A 13,218-nucleotide genomic window follows, 5' to 3' on the forward strand; every position below is an offset into this window, starting at 1 on the left:
CGCTAAAAACACTCCGAGCATTTCTGAAGTGACATTACCCTCAAGTTCAATTAAAAATGAAGAAATTTTGAATTTTTTACTGTGGGTCAATAATTGAACCCATAAATAAAACCCTTCCCGTCTGATTATCCCTAATGGCACAGAAGAAGGGACGGTCAACAATCATTTGGAATGGTGGATTTATGTCAATAAAAGCTGTTGTTGATATACCAACTGAAGTAACAGCAGCCGCTTCCGTGCCTTCTTCGTTCACTTCGACAAAAGTTTTATGCTTAACTTCGCTAATCTTAAGATTTTTACCCATACCGGAAAAATTAGCTTTGTCGCTGAAAGCCTCCTCCATGCCTAAACTTTTCAAGGAATCATTGAGTGTAACGTCGTAATCTGTTTTGAAGCGGGGTAGGCGAATAAACCCTTTTTGTTTGCTGAACTGAGTCATCCATTTTTCCCAGTTTTCAAGATTCAAGTTTTGATAGAAGGCTTTTAGATTAGAGTTCTGTTTCGGCAGGAAAATATAAAAACTGAATTTACCATCTTTGCCGTAAGGTAAACTAACTGCCTGAAATTGTTTGCTTTCATAGTATCTATAGTCACCGTTTTGTGACATCATCATCTGTTGTTTTGGTCTGCCAGATGTGCTGTAAAAAGGGTATTGAGCAGTTTGATTTTTATTAAATTCTTGGCTCCATTTTCCTTTAAAATAGATGGCATTAATCAGAAACAACACCTGACTTGGCTCAATTTTATCAACGATCTTATTGATTTTACCATTAGTATTATCTTTGACCCAGTTATTGATAATATTAGGCGCAGCGGGATCTTGAAAATTTAAATTGCTGACTTTAGCTTTATAGAAATACTGTATTCTTTGGAGAAAGTCTGGCTGAAAGCTAAAATTTTGATTTGCCCAAAGTGAGTTAGCAATATTCAGTTGCACTTTCGGATCGGAATTGTCTACAAGCTGCTTTAATGCCGCTGCGTAAGAAGAGTTGATCTCTTGTAGATTCATCCCCTGTAATTCCAGGGTTTTTGCGATCGCTAGTTGAGTTGTGCCGCTTGCACCGTTGTAGGTCATAGCTAGAGCGATCGCAACACTCGAAGGTGAGATAAAAACATTCTTCTCACCTGTATTACCTTTTTGAACTTCTGAAAATAGTTTGAAGCCAAACTTATTGCTAGAGGCAACAATTTTTGTATCAGTTTTGGCTGTCTTTTTTTGCAATGGAGTTTCTAGCTGAGGTAAGCTAGATTTGGCAAGGGCACTCTTATTACTATCGATTTGAGAATACCCTAATACACTAAATAGAACAATACTTGCAGCTACCAGAGCATAACGTCTTTGCATAAAATTTTCCTTCACACAACTAAATTTCTGCCGATTCATTTTACCACCTCACTTGCCAAATACTCCTGTTCTGTGCTCAGAGTTGACACGGATACTGTGTCAATGATTAACTATTGCATTTGCTCTAATAAATCAAATGTGACTATTACAGTTTTTGTAACAGGAAGTTATTAGCTTAGAGGAATTAAACACAACTTGTTAGAGCTGCTAATTCCTCGTTGAGGTGGCTATGGAGACGAATTATGAAAAATCTCTATTTTTAAGAATTTTTTTATTTAAATATAAAAGTATTGTAGATTACCTAAACACAAAACAACCAGCGTTCTTGGTTGTTAAAGATAAAATTACATTTGTCAGTTCACGAAATACCAAACTTTTGTAGGGACACACGGCTGTGCATTGGTGTCAACTTAAGCGCAAATCCTTTAAAACCTCATTTCCAGCCAGAGGCTGGAAATACTTTTCATTGGGCTGCTGCCGCAAGTTAATAGGCGGCAGCCCACTCATTAGGCGCGCCCTTATGTTAGTTCTAGTCCACCTTGATAGCCAGTGACAATGCGTCCACCATCCTTAAGGATGTGGATTTCTATCTGGTCGCTAGCCCAAGTAATCTGGTCTTGGAAGTCCGGGTTTAACACCCGAACCCGTTGATTGCTAGAAGAAACTGGAGAATTGGGAGAATTAATTGCCAGAGATTGTACAAAAGGCCCGTCAATCAAAATATCGAGTTGTTCTAACAATGCTTGGGAACCTGGCGGCGCCGATTGGGATTGTAGCTGCTTAAGAGTGAACCCTGAAAAAGACATTACATTTAAACCAGCAGCTTTTACCTTCCGGGCTAAAGATGCCAGTGCAGTTGCTTGCCAAAAGGGTTCTCCACCAGAGAATGTTACACCCGTATTGCGGGGATTGCTGAGAATATTTTCAGCAAGAGTATCAACAGCAATCAATTGATTAGCCTCAAAAGACCAGGAGTTAGTATTAAAGCAGCCAGGGCACTCACGCAGACAACCTTGTACCCAGACGACTGCACGACAACCAGGGCCATTAACTTCTGATTGATCAACGTAACCCATAATATTGAGATAGCCTGGGGGAATTTCCATGAGTGCTAGCGATGGGTCAGTTGGCTTAATTTCCATCTCTTTAACTCCTTTTAGCCGTTAACTGTTAAATATAGCGAATCTCCAGTTAGATAACCGTGACAATGGTTATATAACTGGAGATTTAATTGATGATTAATTTCTCAAAAAGTTTTGAGGGTTTAGAAAAGTCCGCTTCAACTTACTAGACTGAAAGGTAAAAGGGAAATGTTGAAGAAGAAAAAACTTTTCCCCGCAATCCCAAGAAGTCGATTGTTACTAACCCAAGCAAGATGGGACTTGCAAGTTTTGATCGGGAATTCTTGAAAAAATTGCGATCGCTACGTCAATCACAACCGTGTTGATGATTGAAGGTCGTAGAAAATTCACCTCTTAACTACTGGATTATATTCCAAAGAGCAAAATTAGAGGGTAACGATCGCGCCGATATCAACGCTAGTGGTGCAATTTCTGGTAACATCATCGTGTGCCCGATATCACCTTTGTGCAAAACAGGTTCAGAACTGAAATTACTGAAAAAATGGAATCAGGTAGGTAAAAGTTATGGCAAATATCATTGGAACCAGCGGCTACGACTTACTACAGGGTGGTACTGGGAATGATACTCTCATTGGTGATACTGGGAATGATACTCTTATTGGTGGCGGTGGCAAGGATAAATTTGTTTACGACTTGGGCGACGGCACTGATACAATCCCTGATTTCGGTGGCATAGGTAAAGGAACTAACCCGACAGCAGCGGTTATTGCTGAAGTAGACACCATCAAATTCCAGGGTACAGGATTAACTGCTCAAAATTTACTGCTGACCCAGAATGGCAACGATCTAGAAATCACCTTTGAAGGGAATGCTAATACCATAGTTATCTTGCAAAACTTCAAACTAGAAAACTTGGAGAATCTGAAAGCGTCTGGAGCAAAACCAGCTCTTGGTAATATCCTGTTTGACGGGCAAAATAGCATCACCGACAGCTTTAATGTCCTCGATTCTAACTCTACTGATACTAGCCTGGGCATCAAGAACACAGTAACTTTTCTCAATGACCTCAACAATAACATTACGGGGTTAGAGGACTCAAATGATGTAGTTAATGGTCAAGGCGGTAATGACAAAATCGATGGCTTGAGTGGAAACGATTTGCTGCGAGGTGGTGCAGGTGATGATACCCTCATTGGTGGTACGGGTAATGATACCCTCATTGGTGGTACGGGTAATGACTCCTTTGTTGGCAATAATCTGCTTTCTGGAGGCTATGGCAATGATTATCTATCCATCTCTGGCTACCGGAGCTTTAGCTATCCAGACTACGATTACAACTCTCGGTCGTCTGGTAAGAACACCCTCAACGGTGGTGCAGGTGACGATAACTTGAGTGCTAGCGGTTCAACAGGCAATAATTTGCTCTCTGGGGACGATGGCAATGATAATCTCTCCATCTCTGGCTACTACAAAGGAAATAACTACAGCAACTATGACTCTCGCTCGTCTGGTAAGAACACCCTCAACGGTGGTGCAGGTAAGGATACTTTGAGTGCTGGCGGTTCAACAGGCGATAATTTGCTCTCTGGGGGTGATGGCAATGATTATCTCTCCATCTCTGGCGACTACAGCTATATTCCCAGCGACCCGTACTCACCCCGCGATGTCTCCATCACATACGAGTCTCGTTCTATAAGTAATAACACCCTTAATGGTGGCACTGGGGACGATAACTTGAATGCTAGTAATTCAAAAGGTGATAACTTACTGGATGGTGGTGCTGGCAATGATTATATCTCCGCCTCTAGCGCCTTTGGTAAGAACACAATCTATGGTGGAAGTGGGAATGACATTCTTATAGGTGGTTTTGGTAATGACACCCTCTATGGAGGAACTGGTACTGATACCTTTGTTTTCAATAGTTACAATCAAGGTGTTGACAGTATTTATGACTTCAACGCGACTAATGAACTGATTCAGGTATCGGCTACTGGCTTTGGCGGCGGGTTATCACCAGGTTCACTTAACACAAGTCAGTTTACCCTCGGAACATTTGCAACGACAGGCAATCAACGATTTATCTATAACAGTGCTACAGGTGGACTGTTCTTTGACCTTGATGGCAATGCGTCTGGGTTTACTCAGGTAAAATTTGCACAGCTATCTACTGGATTGTCAGTTAGCGAAAACAATTTTGTGGTTGTTTAATCGGAATTAGCGCTCTTTGAGAGCCAAGCGGTACAGTTTGCGAGGTGCTATTTTAGCATCTTGCATTCGATTATTTAATGCAAGCCATTTGAGTATCTGAATAATAGCAGTGTAGGTGGAACATTCTAACCTGACTTAATAATTAAAACTATTGCTGTGTTAACCAGCTATCTATTCAGCATTGACCAGAATTTTGCACAAAGATAGCCATTTTTAACTGTCTAGAATCAAAGATGTTATAGGCACAGAAAAATAACGTTTAGAGATTTGAATGTTAGTAGCACAGTCTCCAGATTTATTACTTGTTGATGAACTTGTTGCTGGTTTAACAGATGAAGAAACATACAATATAGGCAAACTACTTTTAGCACTAGCGCAGAGTCATTCAATTTTAGTAATTGAACATGATATGGAATTTGTGCGTAAAATTGCTAAGAAAGTAACAGTATTACACGAAGGTTTGGTACTGTGCGAAGGAAATTTTGAAGAAGTGCAAAATGACTTTTGTGTAATTGAAGTATATCTGGGAAAACAGGAAGAGTAAATTTTTATCTCAAAAGCTCGACATGATACCAGGGCGAACGCATGGTATTTCTGAAACTTTTGCTGGGCATGGATATTGATGAAAAAATAAGCAAAAATTAAAAACGCCGAAACCTTTGCTATTAAACGATTATTATACTTTAGATGCGTTTGCCCGGGACATGATACTCTATATTTAAGGTTCTTAGATATAGAGTTTGACATGACCGCAAAGACTATAAAAGATATTAGTAATCCTGATACTTATAAAGGTATATATTCTTTCCATAAATACTGGGGTAAAAAGCCAACTGAAAGTATTGCTTTTTTTATACAAAACTATACATCTGAATCAGATATAGTTCTTGATCCATTTTTGGGTTCAGGTCTTATCAGTAGAGAATGTTTGTACCAAAAAAGGAGATTTATTGGAATTGATATTAATCCTTTTGCAATTGAACATACCAACTTTTTATTAGAACTTCCAAAAGCTTCAGAATTTCAATCAGCTCTACAAAAGATTGAAACAAATATTAAACATAAAATAAATGAGACATATCTTACCGACAAGGGGGAAATAGTATCACATTATTTATGGAGTAGTAGTGATATTTTAAAAGTATGGATGAAGCCAAAGGTAGGTAGAAGGAGAATTGAGATAGAAACAACAAGCTTTGATCTAAAAAAAATTGACTCTTTTTCTCAATATTCAATACGGAACATTAGAAAACTAACTTTTTTTACAAATTCAAGAATTAACTCAAGTAATCAAATGTCTATCTATGATTTGTTTACTCGTAGAGCTTTGCATAATATTGATTTAATACTGGATGAAATTAAACTATTTCCAGATTTAATTCAAAAAGCTTTATTATTAACTCTTACTTCTTCATCAGGACAAATGTCATCTATGGTATTTGCAATTACCAATCGAGGAAAAACAAAAAATCAAATTTCTAATAAAATTGAGGTCGGTAGTTGGGTGATTGGTTATTGGAGACCAGAATTACATTTTGAAATTAATGTTTGGAATTGTTTTGAGAGTAGAGCTAAAAAACTTTATAAAGCATTAATTGATATTAGCGATCATAAATATCCAAGACATGAATCAATAAGTGCGCTCTTAGAAAATAGACAAGGAGCATTAATTATTAATGATGATTGCATAGATGTAATGCAAAAAATACCAGAAAAAACTATAAAACTGATTTGCACTGACCCACCGCATAGTGATCGAATTCCATACCTTGAATTAAGTGAGATATGGAATTCTATTTTAAATAAAAATGTTTATTTTGAGAAAGAAATAATTGTTTCTAACGCCAAAGAGAGAAATAAAAAAAAGATCGAGTATATTGAAAAAATGAAATTGTTTATAGGTGAATCTAGTCGTATTCTTACTGATGATGGAATGTTTTTAATATACTTTAATGCCCGCGATCAAGAAAGTTGGAAATTCTTAGAGATACTTGAAAATAATTCTAATTTACAATTTATTGGGGCTTTTCCTATGGAATATTCTGCAAACTCAGTAGTGCAAGATAATAGAAGAGGTGGAATGAAAACAGATTATGTTCTCGTCCTCAAACGAAAAGGGTGTAATATTAATTCTCAGCAGGAACTTAATAAGATACCAGGTTGGTCAACTTCAATATCCCAAATAGCGTCAGCAATATAAGATGAAGATTTTTCAGGATTGGCTATGAAGAATTTTTATTATTGGAAAGGATTATATGAGAATGATAATCTAACAGAATTTAATACGGATTATACAGGTCAACTGTGGTTAAAAACTAAATCAATCAGAAGAGGAGAATTAATTTCAGAATTTGTCAACAAATATTCACTAGTCTTAAATACTAGCAGCTTAAACGGACAATTCGAGGAGTTATTTTTGCTTTTGGAATCAAACCTATCTCAGTCTCATCAGCGATTGGATTTATATATTAAAGAAAAAAATGCACAAATATTGGAAGCCTTAAATAAGGAAAGCCTGGTTTCGGAGTTATATAAATTGAAAACATTTGAATGGGGAGGGGATTATCAAAACTCACTGGATAAATACTTAATAAGCCATTATGTTAAAACTAAATTTATCATATCTTATGAGATATTGATGTCAAAGTTTGAGACAGAGATAAATCGTACTGTTCAAGGATATGTATTGAATAGTTGGTATAACCATTGGTCTAGTATTTTAATTGAGCATATCTTTAAATCACATCCGTCTATTTTACCTACTGTTGGACAAATTAAGAGTGTCGATTTTTTCATTAAAAATATACCCTTTGATTTAAAGGTTACTTATTTCCCGTCAGAATATTTAAAATCCAAGAGAAAGGAAAAGAATCTTCCTGTTGAACTCACTTTTTTAAAGAAAAAAGCAAAAGAGCTTTCAATTAACTTTGATAAAACAGCAAAACCTTCCAATATATATTATGAAATAACTGAAAAGTTAAGAGATCGAAATGACAATGCATCTGAATCTGTTCTTAATCAGTTAAAGTCTGAAAATATGGCAATTGTTAACGAAGCTCAACAGAATCCTAAAAATCTAGCAAAATGGTTGTATGAGAATCAGGGAGAAATGCGTTTTGGCTCAGAAAACCGCTTGTTTATTGTACTAATTGATACAAATGATTTTTCCAGTTCGTGGAAACTTAAAAGGAACTTAGACCTCTTAACACCTACGATAAACACTTTTCTTGAAGCTTTTAGTTCAAAGGAAATATCAGATTTAAAGATGGATTTTAATTATTCTGGGAAATCACAAACATTCAGTGCATTAACAGATGTTATTTTCGTTGTAAAGTAAAAAACTTTCATTAATCAAATATTGATGACTACGCATTTAGATAAGCATGAATAAATAGCGGTCTAGCCTTCAATTATGCAACCCATCTGAATAATTCCATATTGATACAAAAATATCAAAACTCTATCTTTCTCTCTGTGCCTGTGGGTGAAATTTTAATATACAGATAACTTCTAATGCTAAAAATATCTAACCTTGACGTTTACTATGGCGAAAGCCACATTCTCCGCAATGTAGATTTGAGCGTACCATCTGGGCAAATGGTTTGCCTAATTGGACGCAATGGTGTCGGAAAAACTACCCTACTAAAAACTATCATGGGTTTACTCAAACCCCGCAGCGGTACTATTAATTTAGCTGAAGAATTAATCAACTCTAAATCCCCAGACCAAAGGGCAAAGTTGGGAATTGGTTATGTTCCCCAAAGACGAGAGATTATCCCTCGGTTAACAGTTAAAGAAAATCTACTGCTGGGGTTGGAAGCTAGACGCAAACCAGTAAAAAAAGCAGAAATTTCAGAGGAAGTTTTTAGTTTATTTCCGGTGTTAAAAACCATGCTTTCGCGGATGGGTGGTGATTTAAGTGGAGGACAGCAGCAACAATTAGCGATCGCACGTGCTTTAATGGGAGAACCTCAATTACTTGTTTTAGATGAACCCACCGAAGGTATTCAACCCTCCATCATCCTCGAAATTGAAGCCGCAGTCCGTCGCATCGTCGAAACCACAGGCATTTCGGTGTTATTAGTAGAGCAACATTTACACTTTGTCCGTCAGGCTGATTATTATTACGCCATGCAAAAAGGTGGTATTGTCGCCTCCGGTTCCACAGCCGAACTTAGCCAAGATGTGATTCAGCGCTTTTTAGCTGTTTAATTTTTGATATTTCTATATCAATTGTGTCGGTAGAAATCAAGTCTGCCGCTTCTTGTAAAAGCTCATATTGTTCTTTTTGAATTGCTTCCAAACGAATAGAAATTTCTGCTAATCGTTGTTGTTTATTTTGTTGAAAACTTTCAGGTAGTAAAGTAGGCAGACTATCAGTTATTTTAGCTCCTGGGATTCTTTGAACAGCAAAACTTCCAACTTGAGTTAAGGATAGAAAACTAACTTTAATCAAAGCCTGAAGCAATTTTAACGGAACTTTGAGTATTGAGCAACTAGCGGTTTCAATTAGGCGGACAATTGCTTTGATGATACTCCAAAGTAGAGCAAGTGCAAACAGCAAAATTATTACACTAATAATTGGGTGATTAGCTCCCCAACTTAGTATTTGAACTAACCGAAAAAATATCGGGTGTTGTGTTAACCAATCACTTGCAGAAGATGCGATTGCATCTTTAACTGCTCCCGATGTTGTATTTTTCAATTGCTCTGCTGTTTGCCAAGTTTGCTCTAAACTTGTTGTAACTGTATCAATTGCTCTATCAGTTGTGGTAGTGGCTGTTGTCTTTAAAGACTCACCAGCTTGTTGTGCTGAGTTACTTAGAGAGTTAACGCTTCCGCCCACAAAATCTTTCACATTTTGCCAGCGTTGTAAAACTCTATTAGGTAAATGTATGTTTATTTGGGATGTCATAAAATATTTCACCGAGGTTGAAATCTAACCCGCAATCCATCTTTCGGGCGATTAGTGGGAACCACAACTTCCTCTAAACTTTGATTGGGTAATATCTCCCAATGATAACTATGGAGAAGATGAGCAGCAACGATCTTCATTTCCGTTTTGGCAAAGGCTAGGCCAATACAGATGCGTGGCCCACCGCCAAAACCAATTAAACTAAAAGGGTATTTTTTGTTTTCTTGGCGCTGGGGACTGAAACGGTCTGGCTCAAACAGGTCTGGTTCAGAATAAATTTCTTCAATTCGGTGAGTAACTCCAATTGAATAGTATAACTGTCAACCAGCAGGAACGTGATAACCTTTAAACTCAAAGTCTTTAATTACGCCACGAAACCCGCCTCCGACAGGTTGATGCAATCTTTCAACTTCCCACAAAACCTGCTCTAAGCAGAAAAAGTGATTCACCCAGTAATGTCTTGAAATTATCAGGCCATGCCTCGCGCCAAGAAAAATTCTCCATTTGGCTTGACAAAACCAACTCTAATGCCTCCGGTCCGACCATCAATACAGTCGGTCTACCAAGAAGATGAGTTTTGAAGATGGGCCCGTACTGGCGATAGCGCTTTTTAGCGAAATCGCGGTCGAAAACAAAAGAGAGTGTTTTACCTAATACAGGTATACCAAAGCTTCCAGGAGGAATTTGATCACTTTTCATATCTCTAAGGGTAGCTATGAAAAAGTTAACACGATATTCCAACTCTGCTGCGATCGCAGCACCCCAAAATATTCTTAGTACTTTCAAATATCTTTGTCTTTTGCACTAATAACCTAAAATCTGCCATCTGTCATTACATTTCCCAAGATTACATAATAACTTTACATAAATTTAATATTACTTTTTATTCAATAAAATTGCAGAACGTTAAGATGTTGTGGATCTATTGTTGAAAAGTAAAAATTCTATGCATCTGGATTTACCACAACTGATTAAATCACTCGGCTATTTTGGGGTCTGGGCGATTGTCTTTGCTGAATCTGGCTTATTAATTGGTTTTTTTCTGCCTGGGGATAGCTTATTGTTCACCGCTGGATTTGTTGCATCTCAGAATTTACTGAACATTTGGGTTTTGATTTTTGGTGCTTTTATTTGTGCAGTCTTAGGTGACAATGTTGGCTATTTTACTGGACATAAATTTGGTAGAAGACTTTTTCAAAAGGAAGATTCATGGTTATTTCATAAAAAGCATCTTATTAAAACCCAAAACTTTTATCAACAGCACGGTAAAAAAACGATTGTTTTAGCGCGTTTTTTACCCATTGTACGGACTTTCGCGCCGATTGTGGCTGGGATTGGTGCAATGCATTATCGAACATTTATGTCTTACAACTTAATCGGTGGCTTTTTTTGGACATTCGCTATCACCATGTTAGGGTTTTTCTTAGGAAAATCTTTACCACCTGAACAGGTTGATAAGTATTTGTTACCAATTATTGGACTAATTATAGTTATTTCTTTAGTGCCATCGATTATTCATTTGATACAAGAAAATAGAGCAAACAAAAGCTGAAATATCTTTTGGATTTTATGTGGAGATTAAGTATATTTATTTACTGATATTTGATAAAAATTGGTGTGTATGGCTCGACTGTTTAACGAATTAGAACGCTATTTTTTTGAGTAAGACCGACAATCAAAAGTAACTTTACTAATGGCATTGATTTGGGGTGGTTTCAGTGTTCTTGACATTATTAAAACTTAGCTAGGTCGGTAAATAGCAAAAATACTACTTGAGGAGAATGACACACAAACATCAGAGTTTGATAATACCCTCATGACTTCCTTAAACATTAACCTCTATCTGTTCCTAGAAAATCTCCTCTTTTTCCTTATTGCCACACTTTTTATTGTGGTTGTGAACTGGGGATGGAAAAACGCAAAGCCTTATACTCTACCTTTACCATTTCCTGGTTGGTATAAAATCTGGTTTGGCTCGGTGCAACTGTTAGCAGTAGTGCCACCATTAGCGGTCATGTTATTGTGGGGTGTATGGTGGGGCGATCGCACGGTCTTAACTGTGCTTGCTTGGTATTTTATCGTCTTAGGGTTGCAAATCATTTCTGAAAGAGTGACGCTTAGGCAGTTGCAAAATGTCGTCTGGGTGATGGTTCCTTATATATATCTCCCTTACCGTTTCTGGCAATTGTATGAGGGTTTGACACTTTTGGATTCTACAAGCGAGTTGCAGTGGGTACGATATTTATTGATTTTTGAATTGGTGATGTGGATTGTTAACTACGCCATAGATATATCTCAATTGCCGCGGCTGTTTCGTTGGGAAGTACAATCAAACTCTGACGCTAGCTAGGGATTAATCGTAGAATTAGCCATTTTTACTAAAGAAGTGCGTTCGCCTGCTTTCAACCCCACAACAGATTGCACACCCTGTTGTCTCCAAATCAAGGTAGCATCTGAGCAATTAGCATCACAAGTAAAATTCATAAAGTAGCCAGTGATGCCCTAAGCTACAGTAGGTTTACGACTTTACTTATGAGCTTGCCTTGGATGTGCTTACCACCTAGCAGCTTCTCACCCTGAACGCTTACGTTGGCTTTGAGTAAGTCGCGGTAGCCGAACAATTCCCTAGTCAGTTCGTTTTCTAGTAGCTTGCCGATTTCGACGCCAGTCAAGACGTACTGCCACAGGCTAATTCTACACAAGGCTGAACCGCTAGCTTGGTTGATCCGTGGCAAGGCTAGCGAATAACCCTCTGTGGATTCATGCTACTACTTATCTGTACAGTTGAAATTTCTGTTACAGATAGAGTCGGTAATTGAGAAGTCAAAAGTTAATAATATTTCCGATTTTTGGGTAATTTCCTAATTTCGGGAATATTTTTTAGGATGCGTTGACGAAGTGTAATGCACCTTTCTACTTGAGAGTGTAGCACGAGATACGAAGCGTCTTTGCTTCAATTCCACGTTTTTAAATGTGGGTTCCTTCTGCCTCCTGCCTCCTGAAGTCAACCAATAGGGCGATTTCCAGGATTGACTGCATGAATATATTCACTACCCGATCGCGGTCTTCCTCGTTTATAATAAGCTTCTTCTGGTTTACCCCATCCTAGCTGCAAAATCATTTCCAAAAAGCTAGAATTTTCCCACTTGCACAAACTTGCCCACTCTGTTCTTTGAACAATCCTTTCGACATCAGATGTGACAATTTGTTGGTGTTGTTTACTATTATTAAAACTCAAGTATAAATCCATGCCCACAGTGACTTCACACCAAAATTTTACGATGGAATTCTTAGCAGCTTTTAATATTTCTAAGTCACTAGCGAGGGCAATTAACTCAGTATCTATTTCGGGATAGTGTAAGCTTTTTCCTTTAACTGTCATTTCCCGCCAGATAATACCAGAAACTCGGTTTTCTCTCTGATACTCGTGAATTGCAGTTTTGAAATCTTGATAGGCAGTGAACTGTTGCAGTCCATCAGTTCTGATGAACTGGTCAATTACAGGATTGCCAGAGACTGTTATTTCTAATTTTAGACGTTTTCCTTTGAGGCAAGCTTGGCGTTCGGCTGCCAAAATTTGAATTAGCTCTTGAGTGGTGTAAACTTTTGACATCAGAATACACTCTAGTTAATTATTGGGCATTGGGCATTGATTACGGACTATAGAC

The 13,218-nt window shown here is 37.6% G+C and carries 14 protein-coding genes and 2 pseudogenes; 8 read left to right on the forward strand and 8 right to left on the reverse strand.

The features are described 5' to 3' along the window. Positions 1 to 76 precede the first annotated feature (76 nt). The gene (locus NLP_RS30900) at positions 77 to 1,384 is read right to left on the reverse strand and encodes a serpin family protein (protein WP_104909648.1); all 1,308 of its coding nucleotides are present in this window, start codon (positions 1,382 to 1,384) and stop codon (positions 77 to 79) included. Between the two features lie 479 nt (positions 1,385 to 1,863). Beyond that, the gene (locus tag NLP_RS30905; protein ID WP_104909649.1) at positions 1,864 to 2,487 is read right to left on the reverse strand and encodes a 4Fe-4S single cluster domain-containing protein; all 624 of its coding nucleotides are present in this window, start codon (positions 2,485 to 2,487) and stop codon (positions 1,864 to 1,866) included. Between the two features lie 308 nt (positions 2,488 to 2,795). On the opposite strand from NLP_RS30905, the gene NLP_RS33860 reads away from it, so the two are divergent. The 6 genes and pseudogenes from NLP_RS33860 (at position 2,796) to urtE (ending at position 8,847) form a co-directional block, all read left to right on the forward strand. Continuing rightward, the gene (locus tag NLP_RS33860) at positions 2,796 to 3,050 is read left to right on the forward strand and encodes a hypothetical protein (RefSeq protein ID WP_158680617.1); all 255 of its coding nucleotides are present in this window, start codon (positions 2,796 to 2,798) and stop codon (positions 3,048 to 3,050) included. Continuing rightward, positions 2,992 to 4,635 (forward strand): annotated as a pseudogene (locus NLP_RS30910) (calcium-binding protein); the annotation flags it as partial. The gene NLP_RS33860 and the pseudogene NLP_RS30910, both read left to right, overlap by 59 nt. A 271-nt stretch (positions 4,636 to 4,906) precedes the next feature. Beyond that, positions 4,907 to 5,179: pseudogene (locus NLP_RS30915) on the forward strand (ABC transporter ATP-binding protein); the annotation flags it as partial. 201 nt (positions 5,180 to 5,380) lie between these two features. After that, positions 5,381 to 6,835 carry a DNA methyltransferase gene (locus tag NLP_RS30920; protein WP_104909651.1) on the forward strand — a complete coding sequence of 485 codons (1,455 nt, stop codon included), beginning with the start codon at positions 5,381 to 5,383 and terminating at the stop codon, positions 6,833 to 6,835. Positions 6,836 to 6,859: 24 nt separating this feature from the next. Continuing rightward, entirely contained in the window at positions 6,860 to 7,972 is a 1,113-nt protein-coding gene (locus NLP_RS30925) for a hypothetical protein (RefSeq protein WP_104909652.1), read from the forward strand. Positions 7,973 to 8,148: 176 nt separating this feature from the next. Then, on the forward strand, positions 8,149 to 8,847 hold the full coding sequence (gene urtE / locus NLP_RS30930) for an urea ABC transporter ATP-binding subunit UrtE (RefSeq protein WP_104909653.1): 699 nt from the start codon (positions 8,149 to 8,151) through the stop codon (positions 8,845 to 8,847). Here the strand turns inward: urtE and NLP_RS30935 are convergent. From NLP_RS30935 to NLP_RS35360, 3 genes are all read right to left on the reverse strand, one after another. Then, on the reverse strand, positions 8,810 to 9,550 hold the full coding sequence (locus NLP_RS30935) for a hypothetical protein (RefSeq protein WP_104909654.1): 741 nt from the start codon (positions 9,548 to 9,550) through the stop codon (positions 8,810 to 8,812). The two genes, urtE and NLP_RS30935, sit on opposite strands and share 38 nt — an antisense overlap. A gap of 8 nt (positions 9,551 to 9,558) precedes the next feature. Next, positions 9,559 to 9,855, reverse strand: a complete 297-nt coding sequence (locus NLP_RS35355) for a cytochrome P450 (RefSeq protein ID WP_325034774.1) — start codon at positions 9,853 to 9,855, stop codon at positions 9,559 to 9,561. A 100-nt stretch (positions 9,856 to 9,955) separates the two neighbouring features. Further along, a complete protein-coding gene (locus NLP_RS35360) occupies positions 9,956 to 10,336 on the reverse strand; it encodes a cytochrome P450 (RefSeq protein ID WP_234017132.1) in 381 nt (126 codons plus the stop codon). A 160-nt stretch (positions 10,337 to 10,496) separates the two neighbouring features. On the opposite strand from NLP_RS35360, the gene NLP_RS30945 reads away from it, so the two are divergent. Beyond that, entirely contained in the window at positions 10,497 to 11,102 is a 606-nt protein-coding gene (locus tag NLP_RS30945) for a DedA family protein (protein ID WP_104909655.1), read from the forward strand. Between the two features lie 264 nt (positions 11,103 to 11,366). After that, complete coding sequence (locus NLP_RS30950; RefSeq protein ID WP_199784728.1) at positions 11,367 to 11,900, forward strand: hypothetical protein; 534 nt, start codon at positions 11,367 to 11,369, stop codon at positions 11,898 to 11,900. Here NLP_RS30950 and NLP_RS33865 read toward each other — a convergent pair. The 3 genes from NLP_RS33865 to NLP_RS30960 form a co-directional block, all read right to left on the reverse strand. Beyond that, a complete protein-coding gene (locus tag NLP_RS33865; RefSeq protein WP_158680618.1) occupies positions 11,897 to 12,034 on the reverse strand; it encodes a hypothetical protein in 138 nt (45 codons plus the stop codon). The genes NLP_RS30950 and NLP_RS33865 overlap by 4 nt on opposite strands. A 23-nt stretch (positions 12,035 to 12,057) precedes the next feature. Next, a complete protein-coding gene (locus tag NLP_RS30955; protein ID WP_234017133.1) occupies positions 12,058 to 12,285 on the reverse strand; it encodes a hypothetical protein in 228 nt (75 codons plus the stop codon). Between the two features lie 269 nt (positions 12,286 to 12,554). Then, positions 12,555 to 13,163 (reverse strand): hypothetical protein, encoded by a 609-nt coding sequence (locus NLP_RS30960; protein ID WP_104909656.1) that lies wholly within the window; start codon positions 13,161 to 13,163, stop codon positions 12,555 to 12,557. Positions 13,164 to 13,218: the final 55 nt, after the last annotated feature.

Origin of the sequence: Nostoc sp. 'Lobaria pulmonaria (5183) cyanobiont' (assembly GCF_002949795.1) — a bacterium.
Taxonomy (GTDB): domain Bacteria; phylum Cyanobacteriota; class Cyanobacteriia; order Cyanobacteriales; family Nostocaceae; genus Nostoc.